This window comes from Acidovorax sp. JMULE5 (genome assembly GCF_013376875.1).
Lineage (GTDB): Bacteria > Pseudomonadota > Gammaproteobacteria > Burkholderiales > Burkholderiaceae_C > Acidovorax > Acidovorax facilis.
On the sequence record NZ_CP035951.1, the window covers coordinates 2693475 to 2711686 of the forward strand.

The window sequence follows — 18212 nt, forward strand, 5'->3', positions numbered from 1 at the left end:
CCGCGAACTGGTGGCCCAGGGCGGGCTTGCCGGTCTGGGGGAGTGAACGCCAGTGCTGGATATGCGCCCTCTCACAGCGAGCCCTCCATCCAGGGCCGCACCTGCCCAATAACCCACTGCGCGTCATCCAGCGGCAGGTCATGTCCGGCCAACGGGTGCATCTGCAGCGGCACCCCCCACGCCCGTGCGATGGCCTGCGAACACTGGCAAGACACCAGCCTGTCGTTCTGGCTGGCCAACAGCAGGATGCGGGGGCTTTCCGAGACCGGCACCAGGGGCGCTGCAACAGGTGCCGTGTAGCGCGCTGCAGCCAGCAGCTGGCGCAGGGCGTTGGATGCCGACACCGGTCGCTGCCTGCGCAGGGCCACCCAATCGCCTACCACCGCCCCCCTGGCGTGGGCAAGGTTGCTGGTCATTCGCAGCACGGTGTTTTCGATGGTGAGCGGGCTGCTCCAGGGCGCGGCGCAGCGCAGCACCTGCAGATAACTGGCTGGCCGCAGCCGTTGGTAGAAGGGGCTGAAGGGCCGCAGGCTGGTGTTGATCAACACACAGCCCACCAGCTCCTCAGGCGCCACCCGCGCCCACTCGACCGCCACCATGGCGCCCAGCGACATGGCCAGCACCCGAAACGGTGGCCGCACACCCTGCGCGGCCAGCTCGGCGCGGCAGCTATCTACCATGCCCCGCACCGTGGCGGGCGACACGGCCCGGTGCAGCAGGCCATTGCCCGGCAGGTCTTGCGCCACAACGCGGGCACCCGGCAGGGCGTGCCTGAACGCGTCGGCAAACGCCCCCCAGTGCGCGGACTCGCGCGTGAGGCCCCTGAGCAGAATCCACGGATGGTGCATGGTGGGCACCTCTTCAGTACCACGCGGCCAGGGCATCCGCCCTGCGCTGCGCCCGCGCTTCGGGGGCTGGCACCCAGCGCTCGTGGCTACAGGCCGCGCGGGCCAGAAAATCGAGCAGTGACAGATGGCGCCGCAGCACCCGCTGCTGGCGGTGGTTGATGAGTGGGTTGAAGATGCCGTTGCGCGAGAACAGCTGGCGCGGGTTCTTCTTGATCCACAGCCACGACCCCATCTCCAGCGTGAGCGGCAGGAAGGTGTGTGTGGGCGCCTCGCGGCAGGCCTGCAGGTACAGGTGGTCCCACAGGTCGCCGTGCGCCAGGTACTGGGCGCTTTGCGGCTCGATGACGTACTGGTGGTGGCTGTGGGCCTGCAGAAAGATCTCCTGCAGCGCATGCAACTCGGCCAGGTGCGCAATGGGCTTGCGCGTGTGGGCAAACGGAAACCACAGGCGGTCACGCACGCCAAACCCCGAATGGCAGTCGATGGCCATGCTGAACGGCCGCGCCAGCAACTCTTGGGCCACCACCTCGCACAGCGCCTGGCTTTCGGCCTCCATGGCATCGCCCGCGCGCCCCCGGTACCAAGGCAGCCCCGCGCTGATGCGTTGCCCGCCGATCCAGGGCGGCACGCGGTCCGTGGCATCGACCGGTGCATTGCGCATAAGGTCCACCCCGCGCGGATTGGCGCGTGTGGCGGCCCACATGCCACCCGGGTTGACCACGGGCATGAAAACCAGGCGCATCTGCTCCAGCTGGCGGTGCAGCGTGGTGTCCCACTGCAGCCGCATGACCACGTTCTGCAAGTAGGCGATGACCACCTCGGCGCCGATGCGCTCCAGCCCATGCACGCCTCCGAAAAAGCCGATGGCAGGCACGTCCAGCGACGGGTTGCCCACGCCGATGGCATGGATCGGAAAGCTGTGGCCCGACGCCAGCTGCACCTGCCGAACCACCTGCACCTGCAGATGGGGTGCCCCCAGCTCGATGATTTTTTCGAGCGCCAGCAACTCGGGCAGAGTGTTCATGGTGGATGGCGATGGCGGCGTGGGGCCGTGCAGCAAGGCGATAGGCAGCAAGCATAGCCCCGGCCCGCACGCACCAACAGCGCCATGACGCATCTGTGTGAATTCGGCGAAACGACTCGGAACTGTCACACAAGCGCGTTAACTTGCCCGCAGACACAACCCTTCGAAGAGGCACATGATCATGCTCTGGAGATTGCTCGGACTGCAGCGGCTGCTGGATGAACTCTTCGATGCCCCGGGCTGGCCCAGCTTCGATTTGCCCAGCCCCGACGGATGGACCCACTATGAAGACGCAGCCGCAGCGCAGGACTGAGGTGCACCGCATCGCCCTGCTGTGCGGCACCCTCGGTTGTGCGCTGGCCTGGGGTCTGGTGGAGTTGCTGGCGCTGCAGCGCCAGCGCTACCACCAGTGGCGCCAACGCCACGAGACCCCTGCGCACCGCTGACGCAGCAGCACGACGGACACATGCGTGCATGCACGTATGCATGTATGCGAGCGCGTGATCACACGCAGCACACACGGCCTTCAGCAGACGCCAACTGCGCACGGCCCCTCACTCGCAGCGTCTTTCTAGAGCCCTTCTCAGAAGCCTCTAATGCTGGCGGGTCTTCGTTTTTGCACGGTATGCCGCAGTCGCACCTAAAATTGCGCACCTTCCCTTCATTGGGGGGAGGCATATTGCAACTCTGAACAAAGAAGAATCACCATCATGGCAACTGCAAAAAAGACTCCAGCGCCCGCGAAGAAGGCCGTCAAGGCGGCAGCACCTGCTGCTGCAAAGAAGGCGGCACCTGCCGCCAAGAAGGCTGCAGCCCCCGCAGCGAAGAAGGCCGCCGCACCAGTGGCCAAGCCTGTGGCTGCAGGCATCAAGCCGATCAAGACCGCCTTCAACAAGACCACGCTGATCGCCCACCTGGCCGAGCAGGCTGGTGTGGAACCCAAGGCCACCAAGGCCGTGCTGGCCGCACTCGAAGCCACCATCCTGGGTTCGGTGCACAAGAAGGGCTCCGGCGAATTCACGCTGCCCGGCCTCATGAAAATCGGCCTGCAGCAAATCCCCGCCAAGAAGAAGCGCTTCGGCAAAGACCCCTTCACCGGTGAAGAGCGCTGGTTCCCCGCCAAGCCTGCAGCCGTGAAGATCAAGACCCGCGCGCTGAAGAAGCTCAAGGACGCCACGGTCTGATCTCAGCCGCTGCGAAGGGCGTGACGGGGTGATGCCCCATCATTCCTTCTCCGCAAAAAAAAGGACCTGTTGCCCAAGGCAGCGGGTCCTTTTTTACGGGTGGACTCGAAAAACCGCAGAAGGCGCTGCCACGGCACCCCGTCAGATTGAGATCACGTTGGGGGCAGCAGGCCTGGCATGCAGCAGCTCGACCTGTGCAGCACGGCGCGAGAGCACAGCGCCCTGGTTGATGTAGCCCTTGTCGGTGATTTCTCCAGCATCGGGGTCGGGCGGCGTCGCCATCACCAGTGCACGCGCAGGGCACTGCGATGAACCCGCGCCAGCAGTGCGGCGGGCCTGCATGACACCGCGCAGGGCGTCGTCCAGCCGCGGGCGGTCCGCTGCACCGGCGGCAGAGGGAAACACCAGCATGCCCACTTCGTCCCGGTTGTGGCCCGTAAGCACGATGTCCTGCACCAGGGGTGCCAACTCGGACACCAGTTCCACCCGCAGCGTGCCCACCGACACCCAGCTCCCACTGGAGAGCTTGAAATCCTCGGCCACCCGGCCGTTGAAGACCACGCCACACTCCGGCCGCACAGGGTCCACCAGGTATCCCGCGTCACCGATGCGGTAGAAGCCATCGCTGTCAAACGCGGCGGCCGTCTCGGAGGGGGCATTGCGGTAGCCCGGAAACACCGATACACCCTTGACCCGCATTTCGAGCTTGCTGCCGTTGGGCTCCAGCTTGAGCTCAAGCCCGGGCAACGGCGCACCGATACAGCCAGCGCCCTCCATGCGCCAGTGGGCGCTGGTCACTGCGGGCGATGTCTCCGTGGAGCCCCAGGACGTGGTCAGCCACAGCGGCGACGCGGGCCGCACGCGTGCTGCCACGGCCTCCAGCCGCTGCCAGGTGGAAGGGGCCAGCGCTGCCGCGGCATAGAACGCCAGGCGCATGCGCGAGAGGATTTCAGCAGCCAGCGCGGCGTCTGCCTCCAGAAACGGCAACAGCATGTCGAAACCACGCGGAACATTGAAGAGCATCGTCGGCTTCACATCGCGCAGGTTGCGCACCGTCTTCTCGATAAGCCCTGGCACGGGCCGCCCTTCATCGATGTAGAGCGCGCCCCCATGGCACAGCACCATGTTGAGGTTGTGGTTGCCGCCAAAGGTGTGGCTCCACGGCAGCCAGTCCACCAGCACAGGCTTTTCGTTAGCCAGGAACCGCCAGGTCTGGGCCATCATCTGCTGGTTGGCGCACAGCATGCGGTGGGTGTTGATGACCACCTTGGGATGGCCCGTGGAGCCCGACGTCAGCAGGTACTTGGCAGGGTCGTCGGGCTGGATGGCCTCAAACGCCTGCGACACGGCCGGGCTTTCTAGGCCCGCCAGCAGTTGAGCAAAAGGCAAGGCGCCAGGCACGGCCTCGGCATGGCGACTGAAGACCTTGACGGCATCGGACGCGTACCCCGCCAGGGCGGGCGCGTAGACCGAGGCGTCCGATGCATAAACCAGCGAAGGCTCCAGCACCGCAAGCATGCTGTGCAGGCGGCCCGGGTCACGGGATCGTGCATAGGCGCTCGACAAAGAACAGGGCGTGATGCCCACATGCATCGCCGCCAGCATGAGCACCGCGTGGTCCACCGCGTTGTCGGAAAGAATGGCGATGGGGCGGCCCGCCGGCAGCTTCAGGTCCAGGAATGACTGCGCAACGGCGCCCACGGCCTGGCGCAGCTCGCCATAGGTCAGGGTACGCCAGTGCTCGGCCGTCTCGTCACGCTCCGCCAAGGCCAGCGCGTGGGGTGTCTCGCGCGCCCACTGCTCCACCCATTCACCGATGCAGCGCGCATACGCGCCCAGCGCCACAGGGGAACGCAATACGAACGAGCCGTCGTCCTGATGGACCAACACCGTGGCGGGCGGTGCGATTTGGTTTTCATCGCCAAGAAATTCGGGGTGCATGGTGTGGGTGATCTCTCGTGTTCTTGGGGCAGCAACAAAAATGGGCAAAACAGCGCTAACCAGCGGCGCGGCGGTGCGCAGCACCACTGCTGGAAGCGCTTGGTTGAACCCGTCGAATAAACCCATGCGGCAGGACCGCACGGTGCAATAGCGGATTCAGACCGGCGAACAAAACTCAGCGAAGCGGTTCTGGCCGGGCGCTGCGTCGCAGGCAGTACGGGTAGTACGGCAAGACGCGGCAACAACGCCAGAAGGGTTCTGTTAGCCGCTCTCAGTCCAGGACGCGGGCGTCTTGCTTGGCACGCAGAAGGTCTACCAGCAAGGCGTCGCGTGCAGCCACCAGCTCCGCACTGGTTCTCCCTCCAAGCGCCTGCGTAACGCCGTCAGCGACACGGCTTTGCAGCGCTGGCGTCATCTGCGGAGCCCCCAGGTCCTGCCACCAGTCTTCGATGGGGCCGCCGAGGTGCGCGAGCAAATGGGCGATTCCACCTTCGCCGCCGGAGAGGTGCAAGTTCATGAAAGGCCCCATCAGCGCCCAGCGCAGCCCCGGGCCATGGGCAATGGCGGTGTCGATGTCGCTCACACTGGCAACCCCCTCGTGGACCAGATGAAACGCCTCCCGCCACAGCGCCGCCTGCAGGCGGTTGGCAATGTGCCCCTTGATTTCGCGCCGAACATGGATGGGGCGCTTACCGATGGCGGTGTAGAAATCCATCGCGGTAGTGATCGCCTGGGCCGATGTCTTTTCGCCTCCTCCCACCTCCACCAGCGGGATCATGTGCGGGGGGTTGAACGGATGGCCCAGCACCACGCGCTCCGGGTGTTTGCACTGGGCCTGCATGGCCGTAACAGACAGCCCTGAAGAGCTGGAAGCCAGGATGGCATGCGACGGGGCGGCTTCGTCTATGCGGCGCAGCAGATCCACCTTGAAGTCCAGCCGCTCCGGCCCGTTTTCCTGCACGAAGTCCGCCTGCCCCACGGCGTCCTCCAGCCGAGCATGAAAGTGCAGCCTTGCCGTGCTGGCGCCCGGCGCAAGCCCTTGCCGCTGGAGCACCGGCCAGTGCTGTGCCACGGCATCGTGCAGGCGCTGCTCGGCCCCCGGAGAAGGATCGGTGGCATCCACGTTCAGCCCCCGGGCGAGAAAGTACGCAGCCCAGCTTGCACCAATGACGCCAGTGGCGACCACCGCCACCCTGTTCACGGAAGCCTCCATGTCCGTGCCCTTCAGGACTCGGCCGTGAAGCCGATCTTCTTGACCAGAGGCCCCCAGCGATCTGCCTCCGCCTGTTGCGATGCGGCCATCTCTGCGGCGGTGGAACCCTTGGCAATCAGGCCCACCACAGCCAGGCTGTCGATCACCGACTTTTCCTTGATCGCCGTGTTGATGGCTGCGTTGGCAGCTGCGACCACGCTGGCCGGGGTCTTGGCGGGTGCGTAGAAGCCAAACCACTCCTCGGTCGTCAGCTCGGGGAAGCCCTGCTCCGCAAAGGTGGGCACCTCGGGCGAAAACGGCGAACGCGCCTGGCCGGAGGTGGCGATCAACCGCAGCTTGCCCGCCTTGTGGTTGGGAATGAAGTCGCCGCTGGGCGTCACCATCGAGGCAATCTGCCCACCCACCACATCGGTCACACCGGGAATGGAGCCCCGGTAGGGCACATGCTTGAGGTCCACACCGTTGTTCAGCCCCAGCAGCGCACCGATGAAATGGGGGGTGGAGCCCGCCGCTGGCGAGCCGTAGTTGGCCTGCCCCGGGTTCGCCTTGGCCCAGGCCAGGAAGTCCTTCACGTTCTTCACCGAGGCTGGCACCAGCGGCCCCACGGCCAGCCCATGGTGCATAACGGCGGCGATCGACACCGGCACGAAGTCTTTCGTGGGGTCGTAACTGAGTTTGCTGTAGATGTGCGGATAGATGGACGTGCAGGAAAACGGCGACAGCGTGAGCACGCTGCCATCGGTGGGGGCGCCCTTGAGCGCCTCCAGCGCAATGCGCCCGCCGGCACCAGGCTTGTTCTCCACCACGGCGGCATTGCGGGTATAGGACGAAGCCGCCAGCTTCTCACCCACCCGGCGCGCCACGCTGTCACCCGCGCTGCCCGCCGGGAAGCCGTAGAAAATCTTCACCTGCTCCAGCGTCTGGGCCATCGCGCTCCAGGGAGTCAGTGCCCCCAGCGCGGTTGCATAGCCCAGGTGATTCATGAATTGGCGGCGTGTCTGCATCATCTGTCTCCTCTTTCTTGGTGGGTGAAATCGCAACAACTCAATCGATCGCAAAGGCGGGGCGAACGCCGCCTGCGCGGGGCAGACCCATGAGGGCGCGGGCCTCTGCTGGCGAGGCGGGCTCCATGTCCAGCTCCCGAATGATGCGCACGATGCGCTCCGTCAGCTGCACATTGGTGGCCAGTTCGCCCTGGCGGAAATACAGGTTGTCCTCCAGCCCCACGCGGGCATGCCCACCCAGCAGCAGCGCTGCCACATTGGCTTCGAGCTGCGAGGGGCCGATGCCACTCACGCAAAAGATGCTGTTGCGCGGCAGGGAGTCCACCATCATCTGCAGGTAGCGCGGCGAATACGGCATGGCGTTCTGGAAGCTGCGGTGCACGTTCATCACGAGGTTGATGAAATGCGGGCCCTCGTCGTGCCCCTCATCGATCAAGGTGGTGGCATCCTGCAGGATGTGTGTAGGGCTGAACACCTCCCACTCGGGCTTGATGCCGCGTGCCTTCATGCCCAGTGCCAGTTCGCGCCCTTTGCTCAGCGGGGTGTCCATGAGGATCTCGCGGCCGTCAAAGCTCAGATTGAGCGTGGTGGCATCCAGGGTGCACATCTCGGCCCCCGCATCCATGCCCTTGATGCGCTCTTCCCAGGCGATCTCCCAGCGGTCACCGGACAGCGGCCGCACCATGTCGCCATGCACACCACCGCCGGTAGAGTTGTTGATGACGATGTCGCAGCCTTTGGCCCGGATGCGGGTGTTGATGTCGCGGTAGATATCTGCGTTGCAAGTGGCGCCGTCATCCGGGCGCCGCGCATGGATGGCCACCACGCTGGCCCCTGCGTTCCAGCACCGCTGCACATCGTCGGCAATTTCACCGGGCTGGGTGGGCAGGTGCGGGTTCTGCGACTTGTGGGCCATGCCACCGGTGGGAGCGATGGTGACGATGACTTTGCGCTTTGTCATGACATGGACTGATGGAAAATGGTAATGCACCCATTATTTTTTTTAGCGTCTGCATACTCAGTCATCGCGATGACATTTGGACTCAGGGTATACGAGGACGCCTTTCTCCTTCACTCTGGAACCTCACACCATGCTGGTCAAACTGGCGCCGCTGACGGTCGCCGATCTCCTGAAAAACTCAGCCTGGTTTCCCTTGCTGGACGAGAGCGCACAGCAACGCGTTCTGGACGACCTGCGTGAAGTCGAAGTGGCCCAAGGCAGCGCCCTGTGCCGGCGCGGCGACGTCCCCCTGCACTGGTACGGTGCCGTTGAAGGACTGCTCAAGTGGACGGTGACCTCGGACAACGGGCGCTCGGTGACCCTCGGCGGTCTTTCTGCAGGCAGCTGGTTTGGAGAAGGAACCCTGCTGCGTGGCGTGCCGCGCACGGCGGACATCATTGCGCTGCGCCCCAGCCGGGTTGCGCTTTTACCCGTGGACACCTTTGAATGGCTGCACGCCACCCAGCGCAGTTTTGACCACTTTCTGCTGCGCCAGATCAACGAGCGCATGCACTGGTTTCTGGGCAATTTCACGGCCCACCATCTGCTGGACACGGACAGCCAGGTGGCGCGGGCGCTGGCAGGTCTTTTCCACCCCTGGCTGCACCCGGGCAGCGACCCCCACCTGCAGGTATCGCAGGAGGAAATCGCCAATCTGTCCGGTGTCTCGCGCCAGCGCTGCAACGCTGCACTCAAGCGCCTGGAAGCCGAGGGTGTGCTGCAGATCGAGTACGGTGGTATCACTGTGGTGAACCTGGAAGAACTGCGCCGCAGAGTGGAATAAGGGCCGGCGCGGCGTTCGATGGGCGCAGGTGCAGGCCTATCGGGTGTTCACGGATTTCGGCCTGCTGCCATCACGAACGCCAAGGTCGCAGCGATCACATCGTCGGAACGATCGCGGTGGGGTGAATGCGCGCAATCGGACAGTTCCAGCAGCTGCGTTCCGGGCACGCGGGCGGCAATGCCGTGGATCTGGGCCAGCGTGCCGTACTCGTCATTGAGCCCCTGCACAGCCAGTACGGGCACACACACGGTCTCCAGCTCTTTTTCGATGTTCCACGCGCGAAATGTCGGGTTGAGCCAGATACGGTTCCAGCCCCAGAAAGCGGAGTCCGGGTCGTCGTGGTAACGGCCCAGCTTGCGGGGCAGGTCGGTGGTCTCGTAGGCGTCCCGCGCCTGCTCGATGTTCTGGATGGTCACATCCTCCACAAAGAGGTGGGGCGCCAACACCACCAGACCGGTGACCCTCTGCGGGAACATCGATGCGTACAGCAGGGCAATGGATGCGCCATCACTGTGGCCAAAAAACCAGGGCGGCTCGTTAACGCCCACAGCCTCCAAAAAAGCAGGCAATACCTCCCGCGCCTGCCGGTGCATGAAGTCCATACCCCAGGCTTCATCGGGCGCCCGTGGGGTGGAACGCCCATACCCCGGCCGCGAGAACACCAGACCCCGAAAGCATCCCGCCTCGCACAGCTGCTGCGGGAAGTCCTTCCACATCGCCAGCGACCCCAGCCCTTCGTGCAGGAACACCACCAAAGGTGCAGACCGGCGCTCTGGCGCAATCCACTGGTATTCCACCTGCACCGGCCGACCTCGCCAGTCGATGGCGGCCCATTCGCTGCCCCCGCTGGTACCGCCGCGGATGCCCCCGTTCACGCCCGGGCCTCCAGCTCGCGCAGCCTGAAACGCTGGATCTTGCCCGTGGCGGTCTTGGGCAGCTCCGGTACGAACTCGATGAAACGCGGGTACTTGTAGGGCGCGAGTTTCTCCTTCACGAAGGCTTTGAGCTCGTCCTGCGTCGCGGCCTTGCCATCCTTGAGCACCACAAACGCCTTCGTCTTGGTAAGGCCGTCTGCATCCTGCTTGCCGATCACGGCGGCCTCCAGCACGGCGGTGTGCTGCATCAGCGTGGCCTCCACCTCGAACGGCGAGACGTAGATGCCGCTGACCTTGAGCATGTCGTCGCTGCGGCCTGCGTAGGTGTAATAGCCGTCCGCGTCGCGCACATACTTGTCGCCGCTTTTGGTCCACCCGCCCTGGAAGGTGTCGCGCGTCTTCTCGCGGTTGTTCCAGTACATCAAAGCAGCGCTGGGGCCTCGGATGTAGAGGTCGCCCACCTCGCCGTCGGGCACGCTCTGGCCGTCCTCGCCACGCAGTTGCACCTCGTAGCCCGGCACGGGCTTGCCGGTGGTGCCATAACGGATGTCGCCCGGTCGGTTGGACAAAAAGATGTGCAGCATCTCGGTGGAGCCAATGCCGTCGATGATGTCGCAGCCAAAGTGCGCCTTGAAGCGCTGCGCGATCTCTGCGGGCAGCGCCTCGCCCGCCGAGGAGCACATGCGCAACGCCACCGCAGCACGCGCTGGCAACCGGGGTGATGCGAGCATGCCCGCGAAGCCTGTGGGGGCGCCAAAAAACACCGTGGGCTGGTGGTCCACCCAGCGTTTGAAGGTGGCATCGGGCGTGGGCCGCTCGGCCATCAGCACCACGGTGGCGCCCACGGACAGCGGGAAGGTGAGTGCATTGCCCAGGCCGTAGGCGAAGTACAGCTTTGCGGCTGAGAAACAGACGTCCTGCTGGGTGAGGCCGAGCACCGGCTTGCCATACAGCTCGGCCGTCCACCACAGGTTGCCATGGGTGTGCACCGTGCCCTTGGGCTTTCCCGTAGAGCCCGACGAGTAGAGCCAGAAGCCCGGGTCGTCCGCGCCGGTGGGCGCTGGTGCAGTCAACGGAGGCGCGCTGTTCAACGCCGCCTCCAGATCGCGGGCACCTGCATGCAGCTTGCCCACCGGCAGCGATACCAGCAGCGTGCCCGCTTCATGAGGACCGCGCGCCATGGCCTCGGACAATACAGGCAGCAAGGCCCCCGATACCAGCGCCGCCTGCGCCCGGCTGTGCGCCAGCATGTAGGCATAGTCATCCGCGGTCAGCAGGGTGTTGACCGCCACCGGCACCACCCCTGCATACAGGCAGCCCAGAAAGCACACGGGCCAGTCGCTGGTGTCGTGCATCAGCAGCAGCACCCGCTCTTCGCGCCGCACCCCCGCCTCAGCCAGCACGCTGGCCAGCCGCCGGGCGCGGTCTTCCAGATCGCCATAGCTCAGGCGCCCCCGGTCGTCGATGTAGGCCGTGCGCTCGGCATGCGCCCGGTTCAGGTCGAACAGATGTTCGGCGAAATTGAATCGCTCTGGCAGGCTGGTCATGGGGATGTCTCCGTATTGTTTTGGGCAATTCACAGGCCTTGGCAGGCCTCATAGACCGAGCGATGCCAACACACCTGGGCTGGCTTGCACCGCACTGCGCTGGTGGTAAAAGTCGAGCGCACGCAAGCCGCCCAGCTCTGCACCACCACCAGCGCGCCCCGGCCCCCCGTGCTGCGACATGGGCATCACATTGCCGTGCCCTGTGTGAGCCTGCGCCACATCGGGTGTGACGACATGCACACGCCCGTGGCTCGCGGCCAGCTGCACAGCCGCAGCGGCCAGGGTGGCCTCGTCAGCACCAAACAGCGAGGTCACCAGCGATCCTTGGCCCCTGTGCGCCAGCGCCAGGGCATGGTCCAGGTCACGGTAGGGCAGCAGCGTGGCGACAGGGCCGAATACTTCCATGTCATGCACCGCAGATGCCGCATCGGCATCGCGCGCACTCAGCAGCACCGGCCCCATGCAGGCCGCTACGGCAGGGTCGGCATCCACCAGCGGGCGTGCGCGGCCATCGTGCAGCAGGTCGGTGTGGGCGCTCAAAGCGGCCACACCTTCGCGCACCGCGTGCAATTGCGCGGCGCTGACCAGGGAACCCATGCGCACGCTCTCGTTGCGCGGGTTGCCCACGCTGATGCCTGCGAGCTTGGCACCGATGGCCTCGGCCGCAGCGTCGTATACCGCAGCGGGCACCAAAATGCGGCGGATCGCCGTGCACTTCTGCCCGGACTTGACCGTCATCTCGCGCACCACTTCACGCACCAGCAGGTTGAAGGCATCGCTGCCCACGGTGGCGTCGGGCAGCAGGAGGGCGGAGTTCAGGCTGTCGGCCTCGATATTGGCCCGCACCGAGCGGTGCGCCACGGCCGGGTGCGACCGGATGACGCCCGCAGTTTCCGCCGAGCCCGTGAAGGAGACCACATCGAAAGGCTGCAGCTGGTCCATCAAACCCGCAGAGCTGCCCGCGATGACCGACAGCGCGCCCACGGGCAGCACACCCGCATCGATCACATCCTTGACCATGCGCTGTGTGAGCCAGGCCGTGGCGGTGGCGGGCTTCACGATCACCGGGACGCCAGACAGCAGTGCAGGCGCCGCCTTCTCCCACAGCCCCCAGGCCGGAAAGTTGAAGGCGTTGATGAACAGCGCCACACCCCGCGTGGGCACCTGCAGGTGCTGCGACAAAAAGACCGGCTCCTTGCCCAGCTTGACCGCATCACCATCGCGCAGGGCCCGCACATCACCGAGCGCATCGCCCCACCGCGCGTACTGACCCAGGGTGAAGATGCCGCCGTCGATGTCCACCGCCGAATCGTTCTTCACCGTGCCAGAGTTGGCCGTTGCAATGTCGTAGTAACTCTCACGGTGTGCCTGCAGTACCTTCACCACCGCCGCCAGTAGCGCGGCCCGCTCACGGTAGGTCATGGCGCGCAAGGCGGCGCCGCCGCGATCCCGTGCAAAGGCAAAGGCTTCCGGCAGATCCAGCCCCGTGCAATCGACGCGCACGAGCGCGTCGCCCAACACCGGGTCGCTGAGCACGGTGCCTGGGCCGTTTCCGGTTTGCCAGCGTCCAGCGGCAAAGTTGGCCAGGAGTTCAGTCATGCAGGTCTTTCAAAAAAAGGGATCGGTATGGCGAGAAGCGCCAGAAAGGAGGGACCGCTTTAGCGTGTGAACTGGATCTGCCCTTCCGGCAGCAGATAGAGCACCAGCGCACGCCCTTGAGCCACCGTGGGGCGGTGGGCGCTGGCCGGTGGATAGACGCACCACCCAGCGGGGTGCCTGTCGAAGGTGGCACCGGCCGTGAGCGGCATGATCAAATCGATTTCCCCCAGAGGGTGGCTGTGGTGAGGGCCCGCAATGTCCTGCATGTCCACCACATCGACGGAAAAGCGGTGCAGCGCATCGTCAGCCTTGAAGACGCGGCCGTAGCGGATGCCGCCACCTTCGCGGTCACACAGCCACCCCTCTTCCACGCCCACCAGGCAGGCCGCTTTGAGCCCTGCATAGGCAGCGCTGTCAGGCCCATGGGTCTGGTTGAGCCAGTTCTGCAGTTCGGAATCCAGAGGTCGCCCGGCGATCTGCGCGGTCAGATCCACCAGGGCTTGATGAAATGCGGCTTTGTGGGGCATGGCTTCTCGGGGGCTAGGAAAATGGGGGCCCGCACACCTTTTGATCTGTATCCTTGTGGATTTTTCAAATGTGCAGTATTTTGCTTGCACATGAACAATAGGTAATGCATGACTGAATGTCAAGCACTATAGTGCATAAATTGTTTTCTCCGAAGGGGTGGAGAAGCGCCGTGGTAAGGCGCCCCTGAGCGCGCTCGACCTGCCAATACCCACCAATACCCGCCAATGGGCTGTAAGAACCTGTTCCAAGAAAGATGGGCATGACCGAACAAGAAGACGCAGAAACCGCGCTCTCCACGCCTTCCGACAACATGCCGGGGGCTGCGGAAGAGGCCAAGAACCCCCTGCTGGTCGCGCTGGGCGAGCGCGTGCGCAACCTGCGCGCACAGCGCGGCCTCACGCGCAAGGCCGTGGCGGTGGCGGCCGACGTGTCCGAGCGGCACCTGGCCAACCTCGAATACGGCACCGGCAACGCGTCCATCCTGGTGCTTCAGCAAGTGGCAGGCGCCCTGCACTGCTCGCTGGCCGAGCTGGTGGGCGACTTCACCACACGCTCGCCGGAATGGCTGCTGATCCGGGAGCTGCTGGAGCACCGCAGCGAGCCCGAGCTGCGCCGCGCGCGGCTGGCGCTGCACGAACTGTTGAGCGGCGGTGGCAGCGACACGGCACGCCATAGGCGCATCGCACTCATTGGCTTGCGGGGCGCGGGCAAATCCACCCTGGGCCCCCTGCTGGCGCGCGACCTGGACGTGCCCTTTATTGAGCTGAGCCGCGAGATCGAAACCCTGGCGGGCTGCAGCGTGCGGGAAATCCACGACCTGTACGGCACCACGGCCTACCGCCGCTACGAACGCCGCGCACTCGAAGAAACCGTGCAGATCCACAGTGAAGTGGTGATCGCCACACCCGGTGGCATCGTCTCGGACCCCGCCACCTTCAACGAGCTGCTGGCGCACTGCACCACCGTGTGGCTGCGCGCCGCGCCAGAGGAACACATGGGCCGCGTGCTGGCCCAGGGCGACATGCGCCCCATGGCCGCCAGCAAGGAGGCCATGGACGACCTGCGCCGCATTCTGGAAGGGCGCGCGGCCTTTTATTCCAAAGCCGACCTCACCATCGACACCTCCGGGAGCAGCCTGGAAGACAGCCTGCAGCAACTGCGCACCGGAGTGCGCAAGCTGATGACCGCCCGGCCAGGCTGACCTCCTCCCCACCACCAGCCAACAGCCCCGACGCTCTCCGGGGCTGCCGCCGCGTAGTTTCAGAAAAATCCTCAGAAAACAGCGACATGCATTGACTTGCCTGTTGATATGCATGATGATGCACATCAACAATACATTTAATGCATTATTATTCCTGTTAGCAGATGGATGGAGACCCCATGACCACACCCGCCCCCACCCGCGTGGACTACCGCACCGATCCCACCCAATACCGCCACTGGACACTGGCCGTAGACGGCCCGGTGGCGCGCCTGTCGCTCGATATCGCAGAAGACGGTGGCATCCGCCCCGGCTACAAGCTCAAGCTCAACAGCTATGACCTGGGTGTGGACATCGAGCTACACGACGCACTCAACCGTATCCGCTTCGAGCACCCCACGGTGCGCACCGTCATCGTCACCAGCGCCAAGGACCGCATCTTTTGCTCGGGCGCCAACATCTTCATGCTGGGTGTCTCCAGCCACGCCTGGAAGGTGAACTTCTGCAAGTTCACGAACGAGACGCGCAACGGCATCGAGGATTCGTCCAAACACTCGGGCCTGAAGTTCGTCGCCGCCGTGAATGGCGCATGCGCGGGCGGTGGCTACGAGCTGGCCCTGGCCTGCGACGAGATCATGCTGGTGGACGACCGCTCGTCGGCCGTGTCGCTGCCTGAAGTGCCGCTGCTGGGCGTGCTGCCCGGCACTGGCGGCCTGACCCGCGTGACCGACAAGCGCCATGTGCGCCACGACCTGGCCGACATCTTCTGCACCAGCGTGGAAGGTGTGCGCGGCCAACGCGCGGTGGACTGGCGCCTGGTGGATCGCATCGCCAAGCCCGCGCAATTTGCCGCCGCCGTCGATGAAACCGCCGCACGCCTGGCCGAAGGCAGCCCCCGCCCCACCAGCGCGCAGGGCGTGGCCCTGACCCGCGTGGAGCGCGAAGAAAGTGCCGACAGCCTGCGCTACGCACACGTCAGCGTGGACATCGACCGCACCCGCCGCACCGCCACGCTCACGCTGAAGGCCCCCACCGGCACGCAACCCACGGACATCGCTGGCATCGAAGCCGCAGGCGCCGCCTGGTGGCCGCTGGCCCTGGCGCGCCAGCTGGACGACGCCATCCTGAACCTGCGCACCAACGAGCTTGATATTGGCACCTGGCTGCTCAAGACCGAAGGTGATGCCCAGGCCGTGCTGGCCAGCGATGCTACGCTGATCGCGCACCAGGACCACTGGCTCGTGCGCGAAACCATTGGCGCACTGCGCCGCACCTTTGCGCGGCTGGATGTGTCGTCGCGCAGCCTGTTTGCGCTGGTCGAATCCGGCTCGGCCTTCGCAGGCTCCTTGGCAGAACTGGCGTTTGCGGCCGACCGCACCTACATGCTCGCCCTGCCCGACGATGCCGAGCGCGCACCCAAGCTCACGCTCAACGAGTTCAACTTCGGACTGCTGCCAATGGTGAACGACCAGAGCCGCCTGCAACGCCGCTTCTACGAAGAAACCGCACCGCTGGAAGCCGCACGTGCTGTGGCCGGTAAGCCCCTGGATGCCGATGCCGCGCTTGCGCTGGGCCTGGTCACCGCCGCCCCGGATGACATCGACTGGGACGACGAGATCCGCATCGCCATCGAGGAGCGTGCGGCCATGTCGCCCGACTCGCTCACCGGGCTGGAAGCCAATCTGCGCTTTGCCAGCAAGGAGAACATGAACACCCGCATCTTCGGCCGCCTGACCGCCTGGCAAAACTGGATCTTCAACCGCCCGAACGCCGTGGGCGACAAAGGCGCGCTCAAGGTCTATGGCACGGGCCAGAAAGCCGGTTTCGACTTGAATCGCGTCTAGCCCCAACCCCGACCGTTCGGTTTTCCATCCAACGAGGAGACATCCATGAGCACCATCAACTACAGCGAGAAGATCCCCAACAACGTCAACCTCGGCGAAGACCGCACGTTGCAACGCGCGCTCGAAGGCTGGCAGCCCAACTTCATCAACTGGTGGGACGACGTGGGCCCCGAGGGCTCCACCAACCACGAGGTGTACCTGCGCACCGCCGTGAGCGTGGACCCCAACGGCTGGGCGCAGTTCGGCCACGTGAAGATGCGCGACTACCGCTGGGGCATCTTTTTAAACCCCGGTGACGCCAACCGCGAAATCCACTTTGGCGACCACAAGGGTGAAAAGGCCTGGCAAGACGTGCCCGGCGAGCACCGCGCCAACCTGCGCCGCATCATCGTGACGCAGGGCGACACCGAGCCCGCCTCGGTCGAGCAGCAGCGCCACCTGGGCCTGACGGCGCCCAGCATGTACGACCTGCGCAACCTGTTCCAGATCAATGTGGAAGAAGGCCGCCACCTGTGGGCCATGGTCTACCTGCTGCACAAGCACTTTGGCCGCGATGGCCGCGAAGAGGCCGAGGCACTGCTGCAGCGCACCTCGGGCGACGTGGACAACCCACGCATCCTGGGCGCGTTCAACGAGAAGACGCCCGACTGGCTGGCGTTCTTCATGTTCACCTACTTCACCGACCGTGACGGCAAGTTCCAGCTGGCAGCGCTGGCCGAGAGTGCCTTCGACCCGCTGGCGCGCACTACCAAGTTCATGCTGACCGAAGAGGCCCACCACATGTTTGTGGGCGAAAGCGGCATCTCGCGCGTGCTCAGCCGCACCGCGCAGGTGATGAACGACCTCAAGACCGACGACCCCGCCCGGGTGCGTGCGGCCGGCGCCATCGACCTGCCCACCATCCAGCGTTACCTCAACTTCCACTACAGCGTAACCATCGACCTGTTCGGCGCCGACCAGTCCAGCAACGCCGCCACCTTCTATAGCTCGGGCCTCAAGGGCCGCTACGAAGAGGGCAAGCGGGGTGACGACCACATCCTCAAGGGCCAGACCTACAAGGTGCTGGAAGTTGTCAACGGCCAGTTGCAGGAGAAGGAAGTGCCCATGCTCAACGCCTTGAACGAGGTGCTGCGCGACGACTTCATCAAGGACTCGATGGCGGGCGTAGGCCGCTGGAACAAGGTGCTGGAAAAAGCCGGCATTCCGACGCGCCTGGCCGTGCCACACAAGGCTTTCAACCGCCAGATCGGGGCGCTGGCGGGCATCAAGATGTCACCCGACGGCCGCGTGGTGAGCGAAGCCGAATGGACAGCCCGCAAGGCCGAGTGGCTGCCCACGCCCGAGGACTTTGCCTTCGTTGCCTCGCTGATGGGGCGCGTGGTGGAGCCCGGCAAGTTTGCGGGCTGGATCGCGCCGCCGGTCATGGGCATCAACCGCCAGCCCGTCGACTTCGAATACGTGCGGTTTGGTTGATCCCCCTGAGCCGCTGCGCGTCTTCCCCCTGAAGGGAACGCCTCCAGCGGCCCGGCAAAGCCGGTTCCGCGGTGGCACTGGCATCAGGTCGCGCCACTGCTTACCGCTGCGCGCAATGGCGCAGGGACATGGCACCGGAACAACTGT

The 18212-nt window shown here is 65.2% G+C and carries 17 protein-coding genes; 7 read left to right on the forward strand and 10 right to left on the reverse strand.

Annotated elements, in window-relative coordinates; genetic code table 11:
• Positions 1 to 71: 71 nt before the first annotated feature.
• The gene (locus tag EXV95_RS12090) at positions 72 to 848 is read right to left on the reverse strand and encodes an alpha/beta fold hydrolase (protein ID WP_255484987.1); all 777 of its coding nucleotides are present in this window, start codon (positions 846 to 848) and stop codon (positions 72 to 74) included.
• Positions 849 to 861: 13 nt separating this feature from the next.
• Complete coding sequence (locus tag EXV95_RS12095) at positions 862 to 1872, reverse strand: M14 family zinc carboxypeptidase (RefSeq protein WP_121421154.1); 1011 nt, start codon at positions 1870 to 1872, stop codon at positions 862 to 864.
• A 181-nt stretch (positions 1873 to 2053) separates the two neighbouring features.
• On the opposite strand from EXV95_RS12095, the gene EXV95_RS24930 reads away from it, so the two are divergent.
• The 3 genes from EXV95_RS24930 to EXV95_RS12105 all read left to right on the forward strand — a co-directional run bounded on the left by EXV95_RS24930 (position 2054) and on the right by EXV95_RS12105 (position 3056).
• Complete coding sequence (locus tag EXV95_RS24930) at positions 2054 to 2185, forward strand: hypothetical protein (protein ID WP_255354175.1); 132 nt, start codon at positions 2054 to 2056, stop codon at positions 2183 to 2185.
• Positions 2157 to 2318, forward strand: coding sequence for a hypothetical protein (locus EXV95_RS12100; protein WP_176887027.1), 162 nt, complete (start codon positions 2157 to 2159; stop codon positions 2316 to 2318). The genes EXV95_RS24930 and EXV95_RS12100 overlap by 29 nt, the downstream gene beginning before the upstream one ends.
• 264 nt (positions 2319 to 2582) lie before the next feature.
• Positions 2583 to 3056 carry an HU family DNA-binding protein gene (locus EXV95_RS12105; protein ID WP_121421155.1) on the forward strand — a complete coding sequence of 158 codons (474 nt, stop codon included), beginning with the start codon at positions 2583 to 2585 and terminating at the stop codon, positions 3054 to 3056.
• A 141-nt stretch (positions 3057 to 3197) separates the two neighbouring features.
• Here the strand turns inward: EXV95_RS12105 and EXV95_RS12110 are convergent, their stop codons facing one another.
• The 4 genes from EXV95_RS12110 to EXV95_RS12125 all read right to left on the reverse strand — a co-directional run bounded on the left by EXV95_RS12110 (position 3198) and on the right by EXV95_RS12125 (position 8175).
• The gene (locus tag EXV95_RS12110) at positions 3198 to 4997 is read right to left on the reverse strand and encodes a feruloyl-CoA synthase (protein ID WP_176887028.1); all 1800 of its coding nucleotides are present in this window, start codon (positions 4995 to 4997) and stop codon (positions 3198 to 3200) included.
• A gap of 271 nt (positions 4998 to 5268) precedes the next feature.
• Positions 5269 to 6210 (reverse strand): 3-hydroxyacyl-CoA dehydrogenase NAD-binding domain-containing protein, encoded by a 942-nt coding sequence (locus EXV95_RS12115; RefSeq protein WP_176887029.1) that lies wholly within the window; start codon positions 6208 to 6210, stop codon positions 5269 to 5271.
• Positions 6211 to 6221: 11 nt separating this feature from the next.
• Positions 6222 to 7214, reverse strand: a complete 993-nt coding sequence (locus EXV95_RS12120) for a Bug family tripartite tricarboxylate transporter substrate binding protein (RefSeq protein ID WP_176887030.1) — start codon at positions 7212 to 7214, stop codon at positions 6222 to 6224.
• A 40-nt stretch (positions 7215 to 7254) separates the two neighbouring features.
• Positions 7255 to 8175, reverse strand: coding sequence for a 3-keto-5-aminohexanoate cleavage protein (locus tag EXV95_RS12125; protein ID WP_176887031.1), 921 nt, complete (start codon positions 8173 to 8175; stop codon positions 7255 to 7257).
• Between the two features lie 130 nt (positions 8176 to 8305).
• Here EXV95_RS12125 and EXV95_RS12130 point away from each other — a divergent pair, with 130 nt between their 5' ends.
• Positions 8306 to 8998, forward strand: coding sequence for a Crp/Fnr family transcriptional regulator (locus EXV95_RS12130; protein ID WP_176887032.1), 693 nt, complete (start codon positions 8306 to 8308; stop codon positions 8996 to 8998).
• Positions 8999 to 9045: 47 nt separating this feature from the next.
• Here the strand turns inward: EXV95_RS12130 and EXV95_RS12135 are convergent, their stop codons facing one another.
• The 4 genes from EXV95_RS12135 to EXV95_RS12150 are packed head-to-tail and all read right to left on the reverse strand — an operon-like array spanning position 9046 to position 13546.
• On the reverse strand, positions 9046 to 9873 hold the full coding sequence (locus tag EXV95_RS12135) for an alpha/beta fold hydrolase (RefSeq protein WP_176887033.1): 828 nt from the start codon (positions 9871 to 9873) through the stop codon (positions 9046 to 9048).
• Positions 9870 to 11420 (reverse strand): benzoate-CoA ligase family protein, encoded by a 1551-nt coding sequence (locus EXV95_RS12140; protein ID WP_176887034.1) that lies wholly within the window; start codon positions 11418 to 11420, stop codon positions 9870 to 9872. Before EXV95_RS12140 ends, EXV95_RS12135 begins: the two co-directional genes overlap by 4 nt.
• Before the next feature lie 48 nt (positions 11421 to 11468).
• Positions 11469 to 13019, reverse strand: coding sequence for a 3,4-dehydroadipyl-CoA semialdehyde dehydrogenase (locus EXV95_RS12145; RefSeq protein WP_176887035.1), 1551 nt, complete (start codon positions 13017 to 13019; stop codon positions 11469 to 11471).
• A gap of 59 nt (positions 13020 to 13078) precedes the next feature.
• The gene (locus EXV95_RS12150; RefSeq protein WP_176887036.1) at positions 13079 to 13546 is read right to left on the reverse strand and encodes a DUF4863 family protein; all 468 of its coding nucleotides are present in this window, start codon (positions 13544 to 13546) and stop codon (positions 13079 to 13081) included.
• Between the two features lie 260 nt (positions 13547 to 13806).
• On the opposite strand from EXV95_RS12150, the gene EXV95_RS12155 reads away from it, so the two are divergent.
• The 3 genes from EXV95_RS12155 (at position 13807) to boxB (ending at position 18065) form a co-directional block, all read left to right on the forward strand.
• Positions 13807 to 14748 carry a helix-turn-helix transcriptional regulator gene (locus EXV95_RS12155; RefSeq protein WP_176887037.1) on the forward strand — a complete coding sequence of 314 codons (942 nt, stop codon included), beginning with the start codon at positions 13807 to 13809 and terminating at the stop codon, positions 14746 to 14748.
• Between the two features lie 179 nt (positions 14749 to 14927).
• On the forward strand, positions 14928 to 16592 hold the full coding sequence (boxC, locus tag EXV95_RS12160; protein WP_176887038.1) for a 2,3-epoxybenzoyl-CoA dihydrolase: 1665 nt from the start codon (positions 14928 to 14930) through the stop codon (positions 16590 to 16592).
• Between the two features lie 45 nt (positions 16593 to 16637).
• The gene (gene boxB, locus EXV95_RS12165) at positions 16638 to 18065 is read left to right on the forward strand and encodes a benzoyl-CoA 2,3-epoxidase subunit BoxB (RefSeq protein ID WP_176887039.1); all 1428 of its coding nucleotides are present in this window, start codon (positions 16638 to 16640) and stop codon (positions 18063 to 18065) included.
• Positions 18066 to 18212: the final 147 nt, after the last annotated feature.